Annotated in this window: 18 protein-coding genes and 1 rRNA gene; 12 read left to right on the forward strand and 7 right to left on the reverse strand. The window is 51.8% G+C overall.

What is annotated here, in order from left to right:
* Positions 1 to 88: 88 nt before the first annotated feature.
* A 5S ribosomal RNA gene (gene rrf, locus ACMYSO_RS14170) occupies positions 89 to 204 on the forward strand.
* A 152-nt stretch (positions 205 to 356) separates the two neighbouring features.
* On the opposite strand, the gene mobB is transcribed toward rrf, so the two are convergent.
* The gene (mobB, locus tag ACMYSO_RS14175; RefSeq protein ID WP_434665382.1) at positions 357 to 863 is read right to left on the reverse strand and encodes a molybdopterin-guanine dinucleotide biosynthesis protein MobB; all 507 of its coding nucleotides are present in this window, start codon (positions 861 to 863) and stop codon (positions 357 to 359) included.
* Complete coding sequence (gene mobA / locus ACMYSO_RS14180) at positions 860 to 1,441, reverse strand: molybdenum cofactor guanylyltransferase MobA (protein WP_434665384.1); 582 nt, start codon at positions 1,439 to 1,441, stop codon at positions 860 to 862. The genes mobB and mobA overlap by 4 nt, the downstream gene beginning before the upstream one ends.
* Positions 1,442 to 1,512: 71 nt before the next feature.
* Here mobA and ACMYSO_RS14185 point away from each other — a divergent pair, with 71 nt between their 5' ends.
* The 3 genes from ACMYSO_RS14185 to dsbA all read left to right on the forward strand — a co-directional run bounded on the left by ACMYSO_RS14185 (position 1,513) and on the right by dsbA (position 3,495).
* On the forward strand, positions 1,513 to 1,782 hold the full coding sequence (locus ACMYSO_RS14185; RefSeq protein WP_132731766.1) for a YihD family protein: 270 nt from the start codon (positions 1,513 to 1,515) through the stop codon (positions 1,780 to 1,782).
* A gap of 75 nt (positions 1,783 to 1,857) precedes the next feature.
* Positions 1,858 to 2,844, forward strand: a complete 987-nt coding sequence (locus ACMYSO_RS14190) for a serine/threonine protein kinase (protein WP_434665385.1) — start codon at positions 1,858 to 1,860, stop codon at positions 2,842 to 2,844.
* A gap of 27 nt (positions 2,845 to 2,871) precedes the next feature.
* Positions 2,872 to 3,495 (forward strand): thiol:disulfide interchange protein DsbA, encoded by a 624-nt coding sequence (gene dsbA, locus ACMYSO_RS14195; protein ID WP_123758063.1) that lies wholly within the window; start codon positions 2,872 to 2,874, stop codon positions 3,493 to 3,495.
* Between the two features lie 42 nt (positions 3,496 to 3,537).
* Here dsbA and ACMYSO_RS14200 read toward each other — a convergent pair whose 3' ends face one another.
* Complete coding sequence (locus tag ACMYSO_RS14200) at positions 3,538 to 4,446, reverse strand: acyltransferase (RefSeq protein ID WP_123758062.1); 909 nt, start codon at positions 4,444 to 4,446, stop codon at positions 3,538 to 3,540.
* A 395-nt stretch (positions 4,447 to 4,841) separates the two neighbouring features.
* Here ACMYSO_RS14200 and polA point away from each other — a divergent pair, with 395 nt between their 5' ends.
* Positions 4,842 to 7,634: a DNA polymerase I gene (polA, locus tag ACMYSO_RS14205; protein ID WP_434665388.1), complete on the forward strand. Its 2,793-nt coding sequence runs from the start codon at positions 4,842 to 4,844 to the stop codon at positions 7,632 to 7,634.
* 349 nt (positions 7,635 to 7,983) lie between these two features.
* Here the strand turns inward: polA and yihA are convergent, their stop codons facing one another.
* The gene (yihA, locus tag ACMYSO_RS14210) at positions 7,984 to 8,616 is read right to left on the reverse strand and encodes a ribosome biogenesis GTP-binding protein YihA/YsxC (RefSeq protein ID WP_123758060.1); all 633 of its coding nucleotides are present in this window, start codon (positions 8,614 to 8,616) and stop codon (positions 7,984 to 7,986) included.
* Between the two features lie 583 nt (positions 8,617 to 9,199).
* On the opposite strand from yihA, the gene yihI reads away from it, so the two are divergent.
* Positions 9,200 to 9,706, forward strand: a complete 507-nt coding sequence (gene yihI, locus ACMYSO_RS14215) for a Der GTPase-activating protein YihI (RefSeq protein WP_434665391.1) — start codon at positions 9,200 to 9,202, stop codon at positions 9,704 to 9,706.
* A gap of 188 nt (positions 9,707 to 9,894) precedes the next feature.
* Positions 9,895 to 11,268 (forward strand): oxygen-independent coproporphyrinogen III oxidase, encoded by a 1,374-nt coding sequence (gene hemN / locus ACMYSO_RS14220; protein ID WP_434665393.1) that lies wholly within the window; start codon positions 9,895 to 9,897, stop codon positions 11,266 to 11,268.
* A 43-nt stretch (positions 11,269 to 11,311) separates the two neighbouring features.
* On the opposite strand, the gene glnG is transcribed toward hemN, so the two are convergent.
* From glnG to glnA, 3 genes are all read right to left on the reverse strand, one after another.
* The gene (gene glnG / locus ACMYSO_RS14225) at positions 11,312 to 12,721 is read right to left on the reverse strand and encodes a nitrogen regulation protein NR(I) (protein WP_123758056.1); all 1,410 of its coding nucleotides are present in this window, start codon (positions 12,719 to 12,721) and stop codon (positions 11,312 to 11,314) included.
* Positions 12,722 to 12,729: 8 nt separating this feature from the next.
* Positions 12,730 to 13,779: a nitrogen regulation protein NR(II) gene (glnL, locus tag ACMYSO_RS14230; RefSeq protein WP_123758055.1), complete on the reverse strand. Its 1,050-nt coding sequence runs from the start codon at positions 13,777 to 13,779 to the stop codon at positions 12,730 to 12,732.
* A 187-nt stretch (positions 13,780 to 13,966) separates the two neighbouring features.
* Positions 13,967 to 15,376: a glutamate--ammonia ligase gene (glnA, locus tag ACMYSO_RS14235; RefSeq protein ID WP_434665396.1), complete on the reverse strand. Its 1,410-nt coding sequence runs from the start codon at positions 15,374 to 15,376 to the stop codon at positions 13,967 to 13,969.
* 379 nt (positions 15,377 to 15,755) lie between these two features.
* Here glnA and typA point away from each other — a divergent pair, with 379 nt between their 5' ends.
* From typA to yihX, 5 genes are all read left to right on the forward strand, one after another.
* Positions 15,756 to 17,579 carry a ribosome-dependent GTPase TypA gene (typA, locus tag ACMYSO_RS14240; protein ID WP_123758054.1) on the forward strand — a complete coding sequence of 608 codons (1,824 nt, stop codon included), beginning with the start codon at positions 15,756 to 15,758 and terminating at the stop codon, positions 17,577 to 17,579.
* A gap of 219 nt (positions 17,580 to 17,798) precedes the next feature.
* Entirely contained in the window at positions 17,799 to 18,509 is a 711-nt protein-coding gene (locus ACMYSO_RS14245) for a GntR family transcriptional regulator (RefSeq protein WP_434670815.1), read from the forward strand.
* A 7-nt stretch (positions 18,510 to 18,516) separates the two neighbouring features.
* Positions 18,517 to 19,497 carry a sugar phosphate isomerase/epimerase family protein gene (locus ACMYSO_RS14250; protein ID WP_434665398.1) on the forward strand — a complete coding sequence of 327 codons (981 nt, stop codon included), beginning with the start codon at positions 18,517 to 18,519 and terminating at the stop codon, positions 19,495 to 19,497.
* A gap of 104 nt (positions 19,498 to 19,601) precedes the next feature.
* Positions 19,602 to 20,870 carry an MFS transporter gene (locus tag ACMYSO_RS14255; protein ID WP_434665401.1) on the forward strand — a complete coding sequence of 423 codons (1,269 nt, stop codon included), beginning with the start codon at positions 19,602 to 19,604 and terminating at the stop codon, positions 20,868 to 20,870.
* 138 nt (positions 20,871 to 21,008) lie between these two features.
* Complete coding sequence (gene yihX, locus ACMYSO_RS14260) at positions 21,009 to 21,599, forward strand: glucose-1-phosphatase (protein WP_434665403.1); 591 nt, start codon at positions 21,009 to 21,011, stop codon at positions 21,597 to 21,599.
* Position 21,600: the final 1 nt, after the last annotated feature.

Genomic DNA, 21,600 nt, shown 5'->3' on the forward strand with positions numbered 1-21,600 from the left:
CCAAAGCTGTTTTGGTGGACGAGAGAAGATTTTCAGCCTGATACAGATTAGTCGATGCGTCTTCAGGACGTGTTGATAACAGAATTTGCCTGGCGGCGATAGCGCGGTGGTCCCACCTGACCCCATGCCGAACTCAGAAGTGAAACGCCGTAGCGCCGATGGTAGTGTGGGGTCTCCCCATGTGAGAGTAGGGAACTGCCAGGCATCAAATAAAGCAAAGGGCTCAGTCGAAAGACTGGGCCTTTTGTTTTGTCTGCGATTTACCCGGGAAAGGTGTCTCCGGGCCATCAGACAATACAGAAGCCCATCCTGACGGATGGGCTTTTTGCGTTTACTGCAGTAACTTAACGCAACCGCTATGCTTCTGATAACCACTGCCGGATAAACGCCACGATCTGCGGAATATCGTTCAAATCTAATTGCGGAAGCGCAGTTTCAATTTGTGTATCACTGGCTATCGCAATGACATGCTCATCCACAACAAGATCGGCTGCATCATGTCCGCTGTTTTGCCGAAAAAGCAGGATCTTCGCTACCGGTTCATGCTTAAACCCTTCTACCAGCACCACATCCAACGTTGATGCATCCATCCTGCTGACCAACCAGTGTAAATTCAGTTCTGGTTGATTCGGGGTTTCGGTCATCAGCGCCCAGCGTTCTGAGCTGGCCACAATCGTTTGAGCGGCTCCCGCTTTACGTAGCTCGTAGCTGTCTTTACCTGGTTTATCGACATCCATATTGTGATGGGTATGTTTGATTAAACCCGGACGCAGGCCCTCTGCGCGCAATGCGGGGATCAATTTCTTTAATAAGGTTGTTTTACCCGTACCGCTCCAGGCGGAAATGGCGAGAACCGGGATCATAATGGCTCCTGCATGTTCTGCAGATCGGTAAGCGTATTGACGTTAACAAACGCCGATCTGACCTCGCTAAAATCAACATGGTGTCCGCCGCTCTGGCGCATGAACACCATCACTCGTCGTTCGCCAGCGGCAAGATATGCGGCAAGTTCACCAATCAGTTGGCGATGCATCAGGGCTATCGCGGGATGATCGCGTTCTCCATCATGCACCCAGACGACTGGAGAGGAGCCTTTGTGCTGCATAAAGCGCTCAACCAAAAACGATGGTATAAACGGCGTATCGCAAGGACAAAAGAGATACCATTCACTGTCCGTCTGCTGCATCACAGAGAGCATCCCGGCCAGAGGGCCGGGGAAGTCGGAGAGATTGTCGGTATAAACCGGGAGCCCAGTTGCGTGCCAGCGCTCGAGATGACGGTTGGCGCTGATGGCCAGGTTTGTCACCTGAGGGGAAAGTGCTTCTGCAACATGGCGCCATAATGGCTTTCCGTTAAGCAACTGCAATCCCTTATCCGCCCCCTCCATGCGCGTGGCTCGTCCGCCCGCTAACACCACGCCGGTTATGACCTCGCCTTGCATATCAATATCGCCTCTTTCATTGTGGGATTGACCCTGTTAACGTGTCCTCATTAAGAGTAAGGAGCATGAGCATGAAATGTAAACGCCTGAATGAAGTAATTGAACTCCTCCAGCCAGCCTGGCAGAAAGAGCCGGAACTGAACCTGATGCAATTCTTGCAGAAACTGGCGAAAGAAGCCGGTTATGACGGTGAACTGACCGATCTTTCCGACGATATTCTGATTTATCATCTGAAAATGCGTGATTCGGCAAAAGAGGCGGTGATCCCAGGTATTCAGAAAGATTATGAAGAAGATTTCAAAACGGCCTTACTACGCGCGCGTGGTGTGATTAAAGAGTAAAAGGTTGTAAGTGCTGCCACGAAACGGCTGATGAGATGATATCCTGAACTATTCGTACGATTATCGGATGTCAGGATGCACGATAAGGCTTTCAATTTTCAGACGCTTAACCCGGATACCATCATCGATGGTCTGTTTGATCTGGGGATGCGGGTGGACTCCGGGCTCACCCCGCTTAACAGCTATGAAAACCGCGTTTACCAGTTTCAGGACGAAGACCGCCATCGCTATGTGGTGAAGTTCTATCGTCCTGAACGTTGGTCTGCCGCACAGATCATCGAAGAGCACCAGTTTACCCTCCAGCTTAAGCAGGATGATGTCCCCGTCGCTGCGCCCCTACTGTTTAACGACAATACGCTTCATCAACACCAGGGCTTCTACTTTGCGGTATTCCCAAGCTTAGGCGGGCGCCAGTTTGAGTCAGATAACCTTGACCAAATGGAGTCTGTCGGCCGCTATCTGGGGCGCTTGCACCAGACCGGGCGTAAGCAGAAATTTATCGCGCGTCCGGAGATCGGAGTCGATGAGTATTTACTTGCTCCGCGCGAGGTATTCGAACACTCAACGCTGATCCCCGCAGGCCTGAAGCAGAGTTTTCTTCATGCTGCCGACAAGCTGATTGCGGCCGTGATGGCGCAATGGCACAGCAATGCGGAAGTCCTGCGTCTGCACGGCGATTGCCATGCCGGAAATATCCTCTGGCGGGATGGTCCACTGTTTGTCGATTTAGATGATGCCCGCAGCGGGCCGGCAATTCAGGATCTCTGGATGCTGCTCAACGGTGATAAAGCCGAGCAGAGAATGCAGCTGGAGATGATCATCGAAGCGTATGAAGAATTCAGTCCATTTAATTCGGACGAAATTGCCCTTATCGAACCTTTACGTGCCATGCGGTTAGTCTATTATCTGGCATGGTTACTCAGGCGGTGGGACGATCCTGCTTTCCCTATTAATTTCCCATGGCTAACCGGGGAAGATTACTGGCGCGGGCAGACAGCAACTTTTCTTGAGCAGGTAAAGGTTCTGCAAGAACCCCCTCTTCAGTTAACGCCGATGTATTAATTTGATATTTTCAGGAGAAACGTAAGCATGAAAAAAATTTGGCTGGCGCTGGCTGGTATGATTCTGGCTTTCAGCGCATCCGCTGCCCAGATCACTGACGGTAAGCAGTACATCACCCTTGATAAGCCCGTAGCCGGTGAGCCTCAGGTGCTCGAATTCTTCTCGTTCTACTGCCCGCACTGCTATCAGTTTGAAGAAGTGCTGCACGTCTCTGACAACGTGAAGAAAAAGCTGCCGGAAGGCGTCAAAATGACCAAATATCACGTTGAGTTCCTCGGACCGCTGGGTAAAGACTTAACTCAGGCGTGGGCTGTGGCGATGGCGCTGGGCGTTGAAGATAAGGTAACCGTGCCGATGTTCGAAGCGGTACAGAAAACTCAGACCGTGCAGACCGTTGCCGATATTCGCAAAGTCTTCGTTGATGCTGGTGTGAAAGGTGAAGACTACGATGCGGCATGGAACAGCTTCGTGGTGAAATCCCTGGTTGCTCAGCAGGAAAAAGCCGCTGCCGACCTGCAACTGCAGGGTGTGCCGGCGATGTACGTCAACGGCAAATACCAGCTGAACCCGCAGGGGATGGATACCAGCAATATGGACGCCTTTGTCGCCCAATATGCAGATACCGTGAAGCAACTGGTTGAGAAGAAGTAAAAAAATAACGCCGGTCAATGACCGGCGTTTTTGTTTTCAACCTTAACGAACGTTTCTGTCTTTCTGCTGCATGATTTCCGTTAGCTGCCGATCTTTCTCTTCCCACAGCACATTCAACCAACGCTGAAAACGACGTTTGAAGTTCTTGTCATTCACATAGTCACCGTGCAGTTCCTCTGCCACGGGAATCAAATTAACGCGCACCACTATCCGCGTCAGCCGACCGCTCAGCATGTCGTAAAACGGTCTCTTGCTGTTTTCCGGGTAGCATAATGTGACGTTTAACAGCTTATCGAACTGAGATCCGAGCACATTCAGCGCCATCGCGATGCCAGCGGCCTTTGGCGGCAATAAGTTGCGGTAAGGCGAGCGGGTCTGATGCTGCTTCTCTTCGGTAAAACGCGATCCCTCGACAAAATTCACGATGGTCGTCGGGTGTGAACGGAATTTCTCGCAGGAGCGGCGAGTCGTTTCAACATCCTTACCGCGACGCTCCGGATGGCGGATCAAATAGCCACGTGAGTACCGCCGCATATAGGGCATATCCAGCGCCCAGCAGGCCAGCCCGATAAAAGGCACCCAGGCCAGCTGTTGCTTTAGAAAGTACTTATTCATTGGGATGTGTTTGCGAAACAACACGCAAAGCACCACGATATCCGCCCAACTATGATGATTGCTGATAAGCAGATACCAGTTTTTCTTGTTCAGCCCTTCAAGTCCCTGTACATCCCACTTCAGCCAGGGGTTGAGGTAAAGCAGCAGCGCTAGCCCTTCACACCAGCAGTACATCATGAAATTACAAAAATGGGATACCGCACGCCATACCACGGGAAGAGGTATAAGAAGTTTAATCAGCCCGGCGATGATTATCGGTACGGAACAGATAATGGTGACTAAGATAGTAAGGGCGATACTCAGCGGAAGCGTTATCGCAGCGAGTAATCTCGACATAGTTAGTTTATTCAGAAAGTTAGGCTGATAAAGAGCACCATTAAATGATGCAAGAGGCTGATTTTACCAGAAAACGAGGCAAATGACGGGTCTTACCAGAACAGAAAAAAAGGCGGATCTTATATCCACATGGAACATTGAGTCATCAGAATGATATTAAGCACAAAGAGTAATTGGTAATGCATTGATAAATAACTAATATTTGTATTTTCTGCTATTTTTTTCAGGCTGGATAGCTATCCTTATAAAACTATGCACAAAGTTATCCACAGATATCATCGACGCATGATCGACCGGATCAACGAATCTTTTCGATGAAATGCGGGAATAATTCAGGTTTTCAGGGCTGTCTGTGGCATCCTTTACCGATAATCTGATAAACAGGCACGGAAATTATGGTTCAGATCCCAGAAAACCCTCTCATCCTCGTCGACGGCTCCTCATATCTCTACCGGGCATATCACGCTTTCCCGCCGCTGACCAACAGCGCTGGAGAGCCGACCGGCGCCATGTATGGCGTGCTGAATATGCTGCGGAGCCTGATCCTGCAGTATCAGCCGAGCCATGCGGTCGTGGTCTTTGATGCCAAAGGAAAAACCTTCCGTGATGAACTGTTTGAGGATTACAAATCCCACCGTCCGCCGATGCCGGACGATCTGCGGGCGCAGATTGAACCGTTGCATACCATGGTAAAAGCGATGGGACTGCCTTTGATGGCGGTGCCTGGCGTTGAAGCTGACGATGTGATCGGAACATTGGCACGAGAAGCGGAAAAAGTGGGCCGTCCGGTGCTGATCAGCACCGGTGATAAAGATATGGCGCAGCTGGTGACGCCGGGGATCACCCTGATTAATACCATGACCAACACGATCCTCGGTCCGGATGAAGTGGTGGCTAAGTATGGCGTTCCCCCTGAGCTGATTATCGACTTCCTGGCGCTGATGGGCGACTCCTCGGATAACATTCCTGGCGTGCCGGGCGTGGGCGAGAAAACGGCACAGGCATTGCTGCAGGGTCTGGGAGGGCTGGATACGTTGTACGCTGAGCCAGAAAAAATTGCCGGGCTGACCTTCCGCGGTGCGAAAACCATGGCGGCGAAGCTGGAGCAAAATAAAGATCTGGCGTATCTCTCGTATAAGTTGGCCACCATTAAAACCGACGTTGCGTTGGATCTGGGCTGTGAAGAGCTGCACGTGCTGCCGCCGGCTGCGGACGATCTGCTGGCGCTGTTCAAAAAATATGAATTTAAGCGCTGGATCACCGATGTTGAATCCGGTAAATGGATGGCGACCAAGGGCGTGAAGTCCTCGGTGAAAACAGCAGACGCTGAGCCGGCTGCCGTTGCCGAAGAAGAGGTTGAGGTTGCATCAACCCTGTCCGCAGACAACTACGTCACCATCCTGGATGAACAGACGCTGACCGAGTGGATCGCAAAGCTGAAGAAAGCCCCGCTGTTTGCGTTTGATACGGAAACGGACAGCCTGGATAACATCTCTGCCAATATGGTTGGCTTGTCATTTGCTATTGAACCGGGTCTGGCGGCCTATGTGCCGGTAGCCCACGACTATTTGGATGCGCCGGATCAGATCCCGCGCGAGCGCGTGCTGGAGCTACTGAAACCGCTGCTGGAAGATGAAAAATTGCAGAAGGTCGGGCAAAACCTGAAATATGATCGCGGGATTCTGGCGAACTATGACATCGAGCTGCGCGGTATCGCGTTTGACACCATGCTGGAATCCTACATCCTTGATAGCGTGGCCGGTCGCCATGATATGGACAGCCTCGCCGATCGCTGGCTGAAGCACAAAACTATTACTTTTGAAGAAATTGCGGGCAAAGGTAAAAATCAGCTGACCTTCAACCAGATTGCGCTGGAAGAAGCGGGGCGCTACGCGGCGGAAGATGCCGACGTGACCTTGCAGCTGCATCTGAAGATGTGGCCGAAACTGCAGCAGCATGAAGGGCCGCTGAACATCTTTAAACAGATTGAGATGCCGTTAGTCCCGGTGCTGTCCCGCGTGGAACGTAACGGCGTTAAAATCGATCCGGCAGTTCTGCATGCCCATTCGCAGGAGATTGGCAAACGTCTGATCGAGCTGGAACAAAAAGCTTATGAGATCGCGGGTGAAGAGTTCAACCTCTCTTCTCCTAAGCAGCTACAAACCATTTTGTTTGAAAAACAGGGCATTAAGCCTCTGAAGAAAACCCCGGGCGGTGCACCTTCGACGTCGGAAGAGGTGCTGGAAGAGCTGGCGCTGGATTACCCGCTGCCGAAGGTGATTCTGGAGTACCGTGGGCTGGCGAAGCTGAAGTCGACCTATACCGACAAGCTACCGCTGATGATTAATCCGAAGACCGGGCGTGTGCATACCTCCTATCACCAGGCGGTGACCGCCACCGGGCGTTTATCTTCCACCGATCCAAACCTGCAGAACATTCCAGTACGTAACGAGGAAGGGCGCCGTATCCGTCAGGCATTTATTGCGCCATCTGATTACCTCATTGTTTCTGCCGACTACTCGCAAATCGAGCTGCGCATTATGGCGCATCTGTCGCGTGATAAAGGCCTGCTGACGGCGTTCGCTGAAGGAAAAGATATCCACCGGGCGACGGCGGCAGAAGTGTTTGGCCTGCCGCTCGACAGCGTGAGCAGCGAGCAGCGTCGTAGTGCCAAGGCGATTAACTTCGGTTTGATCTACGGCATGAGCGCATTTGGCCTCGCCCGTCAGCTCAACATCCCGCGCAAAGAGGCACAAAAGTACATGGACCTCTACTTCGAACGCTATCCGGGCGTGCTGGATTACATGGAGCGCACCCGTGCTCAGGCGAAAGAGCAGGGTTATGTCGAGACTCTGGATGGCCGCCGCCTCTATCTTCCGGACATCAAATCCAGCAATGGCGCTCGCCGTGCCGGAGCGGAACGTGCGGCGATCAATGCCCCGATGCAGGGAACGGCTGCTGATATCATTAAGCGCGCGATGATCGCGGTCGATGGGTGGTTGCTGACTGAGCAACCGCGCGTGCGGATGATCATGCAGGTCCACGATGAATTAGTCTTTGAAGTGCATAAAGACGATCTTGAAATGGTGGCGAAAAAGGTCCATGAACTGATGGAAAACTGCACCACGCTGGCGGTACCGCTGCTGGTGGAAGTGGGGAGCGGTGAAAACTGGGATCAAGCGCACTAAGTATTCAGTGGATAAGGTGATTTTCTGTAAGTAAGCAACATAACTTATCGTATTTTGTGATGATCATTTGAATTTGCTATGTAAAGAGTGAAAAAAAACTACAAAAAGTGCTTTCTCCCTCATCGAAAGAAGAGTAGAGTTAATGACGTAGGGTACAGAGGTAAGATGTTCTATCTTTCAGACCTTTTACTTCACGTAATCGGATTTGGCTGAATATTTTAGCCGCCCCGGTCATTTATGACCGGGGCGTTTTTTATTGCGCGAAAGAAAATTTCTGGCGTGTTATCCGGGCGGGAAATGCAGCCCGGATAAGGTGTGTCAGACACCGCTATCCGGGGTAAGGCAGGAATTACTCGCCGTCTTCGATCGCTTCCTGCGGTGGGATTTCGTTAAACCAGCTATCGAGCTTCTGCCGCAGTTTATCCACGCCTGATTTCTTCAGCGAAGAGAACGGTTCCACCTGCACGTCACCGTTAAAGGCGAGAACCGCTTCACGCACCATATTCACCTGTGCTTTACGTGCACCGCTGGCGAGCTTATCGGCTTTTGTCAGCAGTACCAGCACCTGAATATCGCTTTCCACTGCCCATTCAATCATTTGCTGATCGAGATCCTTCAGCGGATGACGGATGTCCATCAGCACCACCAGACCTTTCAGGCACAGACGCTTCTCCAGGTATTCACCCAGCGCACGCTGCCATTTGATCTTCATCTCTTCCGGCACCTGCGCGTAGCCGTACCCCGGAAGGTCGACCAGGCGTTTACCCTCGGCAACTTCAAACAGGTTGATAAGCTGGGTGCGGCCAGGCGTCTTGGAAGTACGCGCCAGGCTTTTCTGGTTAGTGAGCGTATTCAGTGCGCTGGATTTGCCGGCATTTGAGCGACCAGCAAAGGCAACTTCGATACCGGTATCAGATGGAAGATGGCGGATATCGGGTGCGCTGGTGACAAAATGCGTTTGTTGATAGTTCCAGTTGGTCAAGACTGTCGTCTCCGTTAAATAAGGCTATGGTGGGGATTATACCTGAACAGCAGAAAAAGACCGTTTTTACCGCATCTCTCTGATGTCAGTAAAACCATGCACTTTGTGAGACATTTCCCATTCTGTGTAGGGGTTATTGATGAAAGTGTCGCGTGGATTATTAAAAAATATTTAAAAATCATTATGCTATGAAAGTGTATAAATCTGAAATAACCGTTTTTGCATCACAAGTGGTTGTAGGATTTGCGTGAGACGGTAAAGTAGCAGGCAAGGGCGAGGAAGCCGACAGGACATGTACTCAGGATGAGTGGTCAGGAGCGCCAGGAGGCGAAGACCAGGGATTACCGTCAGGATGACAAACGTCTGGAGACGTTTTGATAAGGAAAGGGATGTAACAAGGACTGTTATTAGCTAAAGGAAAGACAGGGTGTGTCGTTAGCTAACAAGGAAAGTGGAAACCCGTTAAGGGTTGTCAGTGAGGAAAAAGGCGACAGTGTAATCTGTCGCCTTTTTTCTTTGCTTGCTTTCTGCTAGATTCCGCCTCAATTCTATACTGAAGAAAACGAATCTGAAGATTACTGACATGAAAAAACCGACATCTGCACCCCGCGGCAAAACGCAGCGCAAGACCCGTGAAGAAATGAACCAGGAAGCCCGCGACCGCAAGCGCCAGAAAAAACATCGTGGCCACGTCGCAGGGAGCCGCGCAACCGGCGGCGATACCGCTTCATCTGGCAAAAAACAGGGCCAACAGCAAGATCCACGTATTGGAAGTAAAAAACCGATTCCGCTGGGCGTCACTGAAAGTACCCCGGCTCCTAAGCAGCACAAACCGAAGAGCGAGAAACCTATGCTTTCACCGCAGGCTGAGCTGGATTTGCTGGAAAACGATGAGCGCCTGGACGCGCTGCTGGAACGTCTGGAAGAGGGTGGTTCCCTGAATGCTGAAGAGCAGACCTGGGTTGATGCCAAACTCGATCGTATTGATGAGCTGATGCAGCAGCTTGGCCTGTCCTACGACGATGACGAAGATGAAGAAGAAGAAGAGCGTCAGGAAGATATGATGCGCTTGCTGAAGGGTGGAAACTAACGTTTGCACTCAGTCGGATTCCCGGTCCTGCTTATAACCCTTCTGGTTATATGTTATCTGCTGTGGTTATTCGCTAAACTACGACGGTTGTCGCGGCGTCAGAAATGGCTGCGCAACCGGCTCATTACCCGAGATATGGTTGGGCCGGGGCGGCGTACCCGTCGGCGGCACCATCGGAAGGAGTGAGCATGTCTGAGCAGTTAATCGACTGGGATCTGGCCCTGATCCAGAAATATAACTATTCCGGGCCGCGTTATACCTCGTATCCCACCGCACTGGAGTTTTCTCCTGAATTTGGCGCGGCTGAATTTGGTGAGGCGGTGGCCCGCTACCCGCAGCGCCCGCTTTCGCTGTATGTACATATCCCGTTTTGCCACAAGCTGTGCTATTTCTGCGGCTGCAATAAAATTGTGACCCGCCAGCAGCATAAAGCCGACCAGTATCTGGATGTCCTGGAGCAGGAGATTATTCATCGTGCGCCGCTTTTTAGCGGGCGTCAGGTGAACCAGCTGCACTGGGGCGGTGGCACCCCTACCTACCTGAATAAAGCGCAAATCAGCCGGCTGATGCAACTGCTGCGCAGCCATTTCAATTTTAACGCTGATGCGGAGATCTCAATAGAAGTCGATCCGCGCGAAATTGAACTGGATGTCCTGGATCATCTCCGATCGGAAGGATTCAATCGCCTGAGTATGGGGGTGCAGGACTTTAACAAAGAGGTTCAGCGCCTGGTCAACCGTGAGCAGGATGAAGCCTTTATTTTTGCCTTGCTCAACCATGCGCGTGAGATTGGCTTTACGTCGACCAATATTGACCTGATTTACGGCCTGCCAAAACAGACGCCGGAGAGCTTCGCTTTTACGCTGCAAAAAGTGGCTGAGCTTAACCCCGATCGCCTGAGCGTCTTTAACTATGCGCATCTGCCGACGCTATTCGCCGCCCAACGTAAAATCAAAGATGCCGACCTGCCTTCCGCGGAGCAGAAGCTGGATATTCTGCAGGAGACTATCGTGTCGCTCACCGCGGCCGGCTATCAGTTTATCGGGATGGATCACTTCGCGCGTCCGGATGATGAGCTGGCGGTAGCCCAGCGTGAAGGCGTATTGCATCGCAACTTCCAGGGCTACACAACCCAGGGTGATTCGGACCTGCTGGGGTTAGGGGTATCGGCGATCAGCATGATTGGCGACGCTTACGCGCAGAACCAGAAAGAGTTGAAGCTCTATTATCAACAGGTTGATGAACGCGGAGACGCACTCTGGCGCGGCATTGCCCTGACCCGCGATGACGGTATTCGCCGTGACGTTATCAAGGCGTTGATCTGCCAGTTCAGCCTCGATTATTCGGCGATAGAAGCCCGCTGGGATCTCGATTTTCAGCGCTATTTCGCCGACGATCTGGCCCTGCTGGCGCCGCTGTCAAAAGACGGGCTGGTGGATGTCGGTGAGAAGGGGATTCAGGTGACGCCGAAAGGCCGCTTGCTGATTCGCAACATTTGCATGTGCTTTGATGTCTATCTGCGCCAGAAAGCGCGGATGCAGCAGTTCTCCCGGGTGATTTAAACGCGGCCCCGGCAGACGTGGTGTCTGCCGGGGTCGATAGCCTTTATTCCATGCCTAACTCTTTCAGCTTGCGTGTCAGAGTATTACGTCCCCATCCCAGCAGACGAGCGGCTTCCTGCTTGTGCCCTTGCGTGTGGCGCAGCGCGGTGGTCAGCAGCGTACGCTCCATTTCCGGCTGTGCTTCTGAAAGCAAGTTTTGATGACCGGATCGCAACGCGCGGTCGGCCCATTGCCCTAACAGCGTTGCCCAGCTATCCGGTTGCATATGAGTCGGGCTATCCGGAATTGACGTTTCAAACAGCTCGCTGGGGAGATCCTGAGTCAGTACTTCCTGACCCGCGGCCATGACGGTCAGCCACCGGCAGGTGTTCTCCAGCTGCCGCACGTTGCCGGGCCAGGCCAGACGCGTCAGCGCGGTTTCCGTTTCCGGATGCAGCTGTTTGGCTTCGACGCCCAGTTCCCGGGCGGCAATTTGCAGGAAATGTCGGGCCAGTCGTGGAATATCCTCGCGACGCTCACGTAGCGGCGGGAGATGCACACGAATTACGTTCAGGCGGTGGAACAGGTCCTCACGGAACTTTCCCTCCTGTACGCGCTGCTCAAGGTTCTGGTGGGTGGCGGCAATAATGCGGACATCCACTTTCACCGGCGCATAGCCGCCAACGCGATAGAACTGGCCATCGGCCAGAACACGCAACAGGCGCGTCTGTACATCCAGCGGCATGTCGCCGATTTCATCAAGGAAAAGCGTCCCGCCGTCGGCCTGCTCAAAACGCCCCTGACGCACGGTGTTGGCGCCGGTAAAAGCCCCTTTCTCATGACCAAAGAGTTCGGATTCGATCAGGTCTTTTGGAATCGCCGCCATGTTCAGCGCGATAAATGGTGCTTTTGAGCGCGGACTGTGGCGATGCAACGCATGCGCTACCAGCTCTTTACCGGTCCCGGACTCGCCGTTGATCAACACGCTGATTGAGGAACGCGACAGACGCCCGATGATGCGGAAGACGTCCTGCATCGCCGGCGCTTCACCGATGATATCGGCCGTCGGGCTGGTGATCGTAATATTGCGCGGCTGCTGCTGCTCCTGATAGTGGCTGATCGCCCGGTCAACCAGCGCGACCGCTTCATCAATATCAAACGGCTTTGGCAGGTAATCAAAGGCGCCTTGCTGATAGGCGCTGACCGCCGCGTCGAGATCCGAATGCGCGGTCATTATGATGACCGGTAGCATCGGGTGACGCTGTTTAATTTGCTTCAGGAGCGCCAGACCGTCCATTCCCGGCATCCGAATATCAGATAACAGGACATCAGGCGTTTTGGTGGTGAGGGCGTCAAGCACCTCGTTGCCACTTTCAAATGTTGTACAGCTTAAGCCTGCTCCGGTTAGCGCGCGTTCAAGCACCCAACGGATGGAGCTATCGTCATCAACGATCCAGGCTATCCCTCGTTGCATAAACACCTCTATTTCCGAATAGGCAGGTATACCGAGAATTCGGTATGTCCCGGCCAACTGGTAAATTCAATTTTTCCGGAGTGCTGATCGATAAGACTGCGGGCGATGGAGAGCCCCAAACCGGTGCCGCCTTCGCGCCCGCTGACCATAGGATAAAACAGCGTATCCTGCAGCTGGGGCGGGATGCCCGGGCCATTATCTTCGACATCAATACGCGCAGTAAGGCGGTAACGTACACCGTGCAGGGTCAGTTGGAAGGCGGTACGGGTACGTAAGGTAATCTCGCCCCCTTCAGGCCCCAGAGCCTGCAGCGCATTGCGCACGATATTCAGCAAAACCTGTTCAATTTGGTCGGGGTCGTGCGGCAGTTCCGGCAGGCTAGGGTCGTAATCACGGATAAGTTTGACGTTATCCGGCAGCTCCATGGATACCAGCTTCACGACTCGCTCCGCGACCTTGTGGATGCTTTCAGTGACGTGCATCCCCGGGTGTTGCGGTCCCAGCAGGCGATCGACAAGATTTCTTAAGCGATCGGCCTGTTCAATAATCACGTTGGTGTATTCCATCAGTGCAGGGTCAGGCAATGCTTTACTCAGCAATTGCGCGGCTCCTCTCAGGCCACCTAACGGATTTTTAATCTCATGTGCCAGCCCGCGAACCAAATCCCGTGCGGCGATTTGCTGTGCGTGCTGCAGCTGTTCCTGGCTCAGGCGACGCTGATTATCCATCGGCGCCATCTCTAGCAAGATGAAGCCATCAGGCAGACGCTGTGCCGTCAAGGACAGGATATGGGAACGACTATCGATAACCAGCGTGACTTCGTTATCGGTAAACCCCTGGCCGGCGAGCAAGCTTTCCTGCATCAGGCCAATATTCAGGGAAAAATAGCTCAACAGTTCCGGGAGTGGCGTGCCGAAAAGCTTACGTGAACTTTGTGCCAGAAGCTGCTGCGCTGCCGGGTTCGCGTAATGCACCGCCAGGTCGTTATCGACCAATAAAATACTGTTGATTAAAGAGTTAAGGATCTGCCCAGCATCGGGCTGAGTGCCTGTTGCCATCTGACAGTCTCCTGAAATGAGTGCACTGTTATAGTGCAGTATAGCTTTTTATGGATAAAAAGCGCATGAGATCAGCATGTTGGTGGAGAAAAAAGCCCATCCTGAGATGGGCTGAAAGTTTCCACGGCAACAAAATACCCTTGATATGCCACGCCACAACATGGCATACCCAGGATTTACAGCAAAATTAGACGCTGTAGTACAGCTCGAACTCAACCGGGTGCGGAGTCATACGTACGCGGTCGTTCTCTTCAATACGCAGAGCGATGTAAGCATCGATCGCGTCGTTGGTGAATACACCACCAGCAGTCAGGAACTCACGGTCCGCGTCCAGCGCGTTCAGTGCTTCTTCCAGAGAGCCTGCAACCTGTGGGATCTCTTTCGCTTCTTCCGGCGGCAGATCGTACAGGTTTTTATCCATGGCTTCGCCCGGATGGATTTTGTTCTTGATACCGTCAAGACCAGCCATCAGCAGCGCTGCGAAGCACAGGTACGGGTTAGCAGCCGGGTCCGGGAAGCGCACTTCAATACGGCGTGCTTTCGGAGAGGTTACTACCGGAATACGGATAGAGGCAGAACGGTTACGGGCAGAGTAAGCCAGCATAACCGGTGCTTCATAACCCGGGACCAGACGCTTGTAGGAGTTGGTGGTTGGGTTTGCCAGGGCGTTGATCGCTTTAGCGTGTTTGATAACACCGCCGATGTAGAACAGCGCTTGCTCAGACAGACCCGCATATTTGTCGCCAGAGAACAGGTTTACGCCGTTCTTGGACAGAGACATGTGGCAGTGCATGCCGGAACCGTTATCGCCAAACATCGGTTTTGGCATGAAGGTTGCGGTTTTGCCGAAGCGGTGAGCCACGTTCTGCACTACATATTTGTAAATCTGAATTTCGTCCGCTTTTTTGGTCATGGTGTTGAAGCGGGTAGCGATTTCGTTCTGACCAGCGGTGGCCACTTCGTGGTGGTGCGCTTCAACAACCAGGCCCATTTCTTCCATGATCATACACATGGTAGAACGGATATCCTGAGAGGAGTCTACCGGCGGAACCGGGAAGTAACCGCCTTTCACGCCAGGACGGTGACCTTTGTTACCACCTTCGTATTTGGTGGAAGAGTTCCATGCGCCTTCGATATCATCGATAGCAACGTGGGAACCGGAGATGGACGCGCCGAAACGGATGTCGTCAAACAGGAAGAACTCTGGTTCTGGCCCGAACAGTACGGTGTCCGCCAGACCGGTAGAGCGCAGATACTCTTCCGCACGTTTGGCGATGGAGCGCGGGTCACGGTCATAGCCCTGCAGGGTGCCTGGTTCCAGGATGTCGCAGCGGATGATCAGAGTCGGTTCTTCATAGAACGGGTCGATCAGCGCAGTGGTCGCATCCGGCATCAGAACCATGTCTGATTCGTTAATACCTTTCCAGCCACCAATCGAGGAGCCATCAAACATTTTGCCTTCTTCGAAGAATTCGGCATTCACCTGATGAGAAGGAATTGTGACGTGCTGTTCTTTACCTTTGGTATCGGTGAAGCGCAGATCGACAAACTTCACTTCATGCTCGTTCAGCATCGTCAAAACGTGTTCAGCGGACATACTTAAACTCTCCCGGATTGGTCATTGTCGTCGTGGTAACGAAAACTTTTTTGCTACGTAAAGTGGCGTTGTTGCCTTAAAAAATATAAAGCGAAATCTGTGCCAACTTTTAAATTGCCCCCAAAAGGCGTTATCATGCACTCCATCGTGCAAAAGGGCTGCACCATTATGAATGCATTGCACTAATATAGTGCAATTGTGTGAACATTGGGCACCAGTTTGGTGCAAATCACCTATAAAAACCCTTTTAACGCGTCGTGAAAGCGATCACAAAGAAACTCTGCAATACTTGTTTGTGGAGGATGTTTGTGATCCTGTTTTGTACTGCGATTAATCCGTGTACAATAACGCGCTATTTCTAAATGCCTGAGGCAAAGTTGTGATCGAAAATTTGCGTAATATCGCCATCATCGCGCACGTTGACCATGGTAAAACTACCCTGGTCGATAAGCTGCTGCAGCAATCCGGTACGTTTGATGCTCGTGCCGAAACTCAAGAGCGAGTGATGGACTCCAACGATTTGGAGAAAGAGCGTGGGATTACCATCCTCGCTAAAAACACCGCTATCAAATGGAACGACTATCGTATCAACATCGTTGATACCCCAGGGCACGCCGACTTCGGAGGTGAAGTTGAACGTGTCATGTCCATGGTTGATTCCGTGCTGCTGGTCGTTGACGCAATGGATGGCCCGATGCCGCAGACGCGCTTCGTAACCAAGAAGGCATTTGCTCATGGTCTGAAGCCAATCGTGGTCATCAACAAGGTTGACCGTCCGGGCGCACGCCCTGACTGGGTCGTCGATCAGGTATTTGACCTGTTCGTTAACCTTGATGCGACTGATGAGCAGCTGGACTTCCCGATCGTTTACGCTTCTGCGCTGAACGGTATCGCGGGTCTGGATCACGAAGATATGGCTGACGATATGACTCCGCTGTATCAGACCATCGTCGATCGTGTTGCGGCACCAAACGTAGACCTGGATGGCCCGCTGCAGATGCAAATCTCCCAGCTGGACTACAACAACTACGTTGGCGTCATCGGCATCGGCCGCATCAAACGCGGTAAAGTGAAGCCGAACCAGCAGATCACTATCGTTGATAGCGAAGGCAAAACCCGTAACGGTAAAGTTGGTAAAGTACTGACTCACCTGGGTCTGGAACGTATCGAGAGCGATGTTGCTGAAGCTGGCGATATCATCGCGATCACCGGTCTGGGTGAGCTGAACATCTCTGACACCATCTGCGATCCGCAGAATGTTGAAGCGCTGCCGGCGCTGTCAGTTGATGAGCCGACCGTTTCCATGTTCTTCTGCGTTAACACCTCTCCGTTCTGTGGCAAAGAAGGTAAGTACGTTACCTCTCGTCAGATTCTTGACCGCCTGAACAAAGAGCTGGTGCACAACGTAGCGCTGCGTGTTGAAGAAACTCCGGATGCTGACGCATTCCGCGTTTCTGGTCGTGGCGAGCTGCACCTGTCTGTTCTGATCGAAAACATGCGTCGTGAAGGTTTCGAGATGGCGGTTTCCCGTCCGAAAGTTATCTTCCGCGAAATCGACGGCCGTAAACAAGAGCCGTTCGAAAACGTAACGCTGGACGTTGAAGAGCAGCATCAGGGTTCTGTCATGCAGGCTCTGGGTGAGCGTAAAGGCGACCTGAAAAACATGAATCCAGATGGCAAAGGCCGCGTACGTCTCGACTACGTGATCCCAAGCCGTGGCCTGATCGGCTTCCGTTCTGAGTTCATGACCATGACCTCCGGTACTGGTCTGCTGTACTCCACCTTCAGCCACTACGATGATGTTCGTGCGGGTGATGTTGGCCAGCGCCAGAACGGCGTTCTGATCTCCAACGGTCAGGGTAAAGCAGTTGCCTTCGCACTGTTCAGCCTGCAGGACCGCGGTAAGCTGTTCCTGGGTCACGGTGCGGAAGTATATGAAGGCCAGATCATCGGTATTCACAGCCGTTCTAACGACCTGACAGTAAACTGCCTGACCGGTAAGAAACTGACCAACATGCGTGCGTCAGGTACCGATGAAGCGACCACTCTGGTTCCGGCGCAGAAAATGACCCTGGAGCAGGCTCTGGAGTTCATCGATGACGACGAACTGGTAGAAGTGACGCCGACCTCTGTACGTATTCGTAAGCGTCATCTGACCGAGAACGATCGTAAACGCGCGATGCGCGGTTCGAAAGAAGACTAATTTTCGCTTCTTGTCGATGCCAGAACCCCGCCCTTACGGCGGGGTTTTTTTTGCCCTGAAGTCCTGCTATCCCCCGTCACCACTCACATCAACGGACAATCGCTCCTTTAGCGAGGAGAGGCCGGTCACATTTATCCCCAAAGAATAATGTAGATATTGCTATTTTTTTGCGCGTAAGAGTAAGATTCATTATCTGGTTTAAACCAAATGGGCTAAACAATAATGATGAATCAATCAACCGTCGAAAATGCGAAAGAAAAATTAGACCACTGGTTGAGGGAAGGGATCACGGCACCGGGCGGTAAACTTCCTTCTGAAAGAGAGCTCGGGGAGCTGCTGGGTATTAAGCGTATGACCCTGCGTCAGGCGCTCTTAAACCTGGAAGCGGAATCGCGAATTTTCCGTAAAGACCGCAAGGGATGGTTTGTTACCCAGCCGCGTTTTAACTACAGCCCGGAGCTGTCTGCCAGCTTCCAACGTGCCGCGCTGGAACAGGGCAGGGAGCCCTCCTGGGGGTTTATCGCCAAGAGCCGCACTGCCAGCTTTCCCGATGCCGCACGGCCGCTTCTCGCAACAACGCCGTCGGATGAGCTGTATCTCATTACCGGTTGGGGTGCGCTGGAAGGACATAAAGTGTTTTATCATGAGACGTTTATTAACCCCAATGTTGCCCCCGGGTTTATTGAACAACTCGACAATCAGTCTTTCTCCTCGGTATGGAAAAATGAGTACCAAAAGGACGTCGTAACGAAAAAACTGGTGTTTAAACCAGTCAGAATGTCGGGTGATATTGGTAAATTTATTGGCGGCTCCTCAGGCATGCCTGCCATTCTTATTGAGAAACACCGGGCTGACAGTAATGGCAATATCATTCAGATCGATATTGAATACTGGCGGTTTGAGGCAGTTGATCTTTTTATTAACTTGTAGGTGTCTTATGCTAACGAAATACGATGCAGAAAAAATTCTCGCTCGTGTAGATAATCTTCCCCTTTATCTTCACGCCTATGCATACCATTTTAATATGCGCCTTGAGCGGATATTACCTGGTGATTTATTAGATATTGCGCATGAGAATCATCTGCGAGGTGTGAAAATTCATGTACTCGATGGTGAAACACGTTCTCTCGGCAATATGAATGATATCGAACTTGCCGAATTTGCAGAAAAAGCAAAACAATTACAGCTTGATGTGCATATAGAAACCAGCGCCTCGGATCAACAAGCTATCGATCATGCTACCCGCATCGCATTAAAAACCGGCGCCACCTCTGTTCGCTTTTATCCTCGTTACGAGGGTCATTTACAAGACGTTCTACCGAAAATTAACTTTGATATCCAGTATATTAAAGAACGCTATCAGGATAGCGGTCTGACGTTTACGCTCGAACAACATGAAGATTTGAAAAGCCACGAGCTGGTGGCGCTGATTGAACAAAGCGGGATGCCTTCTCTTTCGCTGCTGTTTGATTTTGCAAACATGATTAACGCCAACGAGCATCCGCTGAATGCCCTCGAGACGATGTCACCTTTTATTACTCAGGTGCATATTAAAGATGCCTTAATTATCAACGAGGATAATGGCCTCGGACATCATGCCTGCAGCTCCGGTCAGGGGGATATGCCTTTTAAAGATTTACTGACCCGGCTGATTTGTCTGGGTGATGAGCAGCCTCAGGTAATGGCTTATGGCCTGGAAGAGGAAGTGGACTACTATGCTCCGGCATTCCGTTTTGCTGATGAAGGCGACAACCCGTGGATCCCATGGCGTGAAATGAGTGAAACCCCTTTACCCGATGCCGCGCTGCTGGAAGCACGATTAGTGAAAGAAAAAGCAGATGCCATTCGCCAGTTAGAGTTTGTCAGAACCACCCTCCAGCAAATAAAAAGTGAGGCCAACCATATTATTAAATGTTAATTTCAAGCTCTGATCTTTAATTTTTCTATATGCCACCCGCCAGGTGTGGTCAGGGTTCTTTTTCCTTTTAAAACGAAATGATTATAAAATCATTAAGGAATCATATGCTCACAAGAAAGAAATGGGCACTCTTTAGCTTATTGACGTTGTGTGGCGGTACGATTTATAAACTGCCTTCGCTAAAGGATGCTTTCTATATACCGATGCAGGAATATTTTCATTTGACCAATGGTCAGATTGGGAATGCTATGTCTGTGAACTCTTTTGTCACAACTGTTGGTTTCTTTCTTTCCATTTATTTTGCCGATAAGTTGCCGCGTAAGTACACCATGTCTTTTTCGCTTATTGCCACCGGTCTGTTAGGTATCTACCTGACAACCATGCCGGGGTACTGGGGCATACTTTTTGTCTGGGCGCTGTTTGGTGTCACCTGCGACATGATGAACTGGCCGGTGCTATTAAAATCCGTCAGCCGCCTGGGGAATAGCGAACAGCAGGGACGGTTATTTGGCTTCTTTGAAACCGGGCGCGGCATTGTCGATACCATCGTTGCATTCTCTGCTCTGGCGGTTTTTGCCTGGTTCGGCAGCGGCCTGTTAGGATTTAAAGCGGGGATCTGGTTTTATTCCATCATCGTCATCAGCGTCGGGGTGATTATCTTCTTCGTGCTGAATCAGGATGACGACGACGTCAAGGTCGCCGCCGTTGACTGCGAGCCGTCAGACAAGAAAAACACCAGCATCTCTTCCGTACTGAAAGACAAAACCATCTGGCTGATTGCCTTTAACGTCTTTTTTGTTTACGCCGTCTACTGCGGGCTGACATTCTTTATTCCGTTCCTGAAAAACATCTATCTTCTGCCTGTGGCGCTGGTCGGGGCTTACGGCATTATTAACCAGTATTGCCTGAAGATGATCGGTGGCCCGGTTGGCGGGATGATCTCCGATAAGATACTGAAGTCACCTAGTAAATACCTGTGTTACACCTTCTTTATCAGCACAGCCGCGCTGGTGGTCTTGATTCTGCTTCCTCATGAAAGCATGCCGGTTTATCTGGGGATGGCCTGTACTTTAGGTTTTGGGGCCATTGTATTTACCCAGCGTGCGGTCTTCTTTGCGCCAATTGGTGAAGCTAAGATCGCGGAAAGCCAGACCGGTGCTGCCATGGCGCTGGGCAGTTTTATCGGTTATGCCCCCGCTATGTTCTGCTTCAGCCTGTACGGCTATATCCTCGACCTCAACCCTGGGATCCTGGGGTATAAAATTGTCTTCGGTATTATGGCCTGTTTCGCGTTCTGCGGCGCCGTAGTTTCAGTGTTACTGGTGAAACGCATTAGCCAAAGAAAACGTGCGTTAGAGGCGGCAGAGGCGTAACGCCCGGCCCGTCAATGCTCCCTGACGCCATCAGGCCGCGAGACTTTGCGGCCTGATGGCTCTCCTGATATTCCCCCCATAGTCAAACCCCTCCTTTCCCGCTACAGTTAAACATCCAGGGTGCGGAAGGAGACAAAAATGCTCTATATCTTTGATTTAGGTAATGTGATTGTCGACATCGATTTCAACCGGGTGCTTGGGACATGGAGTGATTTGAGCCGCATACCGCTTGCGACGCTCAAGCAGCATTTCACCATGGGCGAGGCGTTCCACCAGCACGAGCGCGGCGAAATCAGCGATGAGGCCTTTGCCGAAGCGATGTGTCATGAAATGAATATGCCGCTGAGCTACGAACAATTCGCCCACGGCTGGCAGGCCGTGTTTGTTACCCTGCGCCCGGAAGTTATCGCCATCATGCAAAAACTGCGTGAGCAGGGGCATCGAGTGGTGGTGCTGTCGAATACCAACCGCCTGCATACCACATTCTGGCCGGATGAATACCCGCAGATACGGACCGCCGCCGACCGTATCTATCTTTCCCAGGAGATGGGGATGCGCAAACCCGAAGCGCGGATCTATCAAAGCGTCCTGCAATCAGAGGATTTTTCTGCGCAAGATGCGGTCTTTTTTGATGATAACGCCGATAATATAGCTGGGGCTGACCAGTTGGGGATAACCAGTATTTTGGTGACCGGAAAGGAGACTATCCCCGCTTACTTTGCGAAATAAC

Origin of the sequence: Klebsiella sp. B345, from assembly GCF_051131735.1 — a bacterium.
Lineage (GTDB): Bacteria > Pseudomonadota > Gammaproteobacteria > Enterobacterales > Enterobacteriaceae > Klebsiella.

Excerpts from the sequence above, each read along its gene's own strand:
- mobB (WP_434665382.1), bottom strand. The coding sequence starts at position 863 with ATGATCCCGGTTCTCGCCATTTCCGCCTGGAGCGGTACGGGTAAAACA.
- ACMYSO_RS14255 (WP_434665401.1), top strand. The coding sequence starts at position 19,602 with ATGCTCACAAGAAAGAAATGGGCACTCTTTAGCTTATTGACGTTGTGT.
- polA (WP_434665388.1), top strand. The coding sequence starts at position 4,842 with ATGGTTCAGATCCCAGAAAACCCTCTCATCCTCGTCGACGGCTCCTCA.
- dsbA (WP_123758063.1), top strand. The coding sequence starts at position 2,872 with ATGAAAAAAATTTGGCTGGCGCTGGCTGGTATGATTCTGGCTTTCAGC.
- ACMYSO_RS14185 (WP_132731766.1), top strand. The coding sequence starts at position 1,513 with ATGAAATGTAAACGCCTGAATGAAGTAATTGAACTCCTCCAGCCAGCC.
- glnL (WP_123758055.1), bottom strand. The coding sequence starts at position 13,779 with ATGGCAACAGGCACTCAGCCCGATGCTGGGCAGATCCTTAACTCTTTA.
- glnG (WP_123758056.1), bottom strand. The coding sequence starts at position 12,721 with ATGCAACGAGGGATAGCCTGGATCGTTGATGACGATAGCTCCATCCGT.
- ACMYSO_RS14250 (WP_434665398.1), top strand. The coding sequence starts at position 18,517 with ATGCTAACGAAATACGATGCAGAAAAAATTCTCGCTCGTGTAGATAAT.
- mobA (WP_434665384.1), bottom strand. The coding sequence starts at position 1,441 with ATGCAAGGCGAGGTCATAACCGGCGTGGTGTTAGCGGGCGGACGAGCC.
- ACMYSO_RS14190 (WP_434665385.1), top strand. The coding sequence starts at position 1,858 with ATGCACGATAAGGCTTTCAATTTTCAGACGCTTAACCCGGATACCATC.
- hemN (WP_434665393.1), top strand. The coding sequence starts at position 9,895 with ATGTCTGAGCAGTTAATCGACTGGGATCTGGCCCTGATCCAGAAATAT.
- ACMYSO_RS14200 (WP_123758062.1), bottom strand. The coding sequence starts at position 4,446 with ATGTCGAGATTACTCGCTGCGATAACGCTTCCGCTGAGTATCGCCCTT.
- glnA (WP_434665396.1), bottom strand. The coding sequence starts at position 15,376 with ATGTCCGCTGAACACGTTTTGACGATGCTGAACGAGCATGAAGTGAAG.
- yihX (WP_434665403.1), top strand. The coding sequence starts at position 21,009 with ATGCTCTATATCTTTGATTTAGGTAATGTGATTGTCGACATCGATTTC.
- yihI (WP_434665391.1), top strand. The coding sequence starts at position 9,200 with ATGAAAAAACCGACATCTGCACCCCGCGGCAAAACGCAGCGCAAGACC.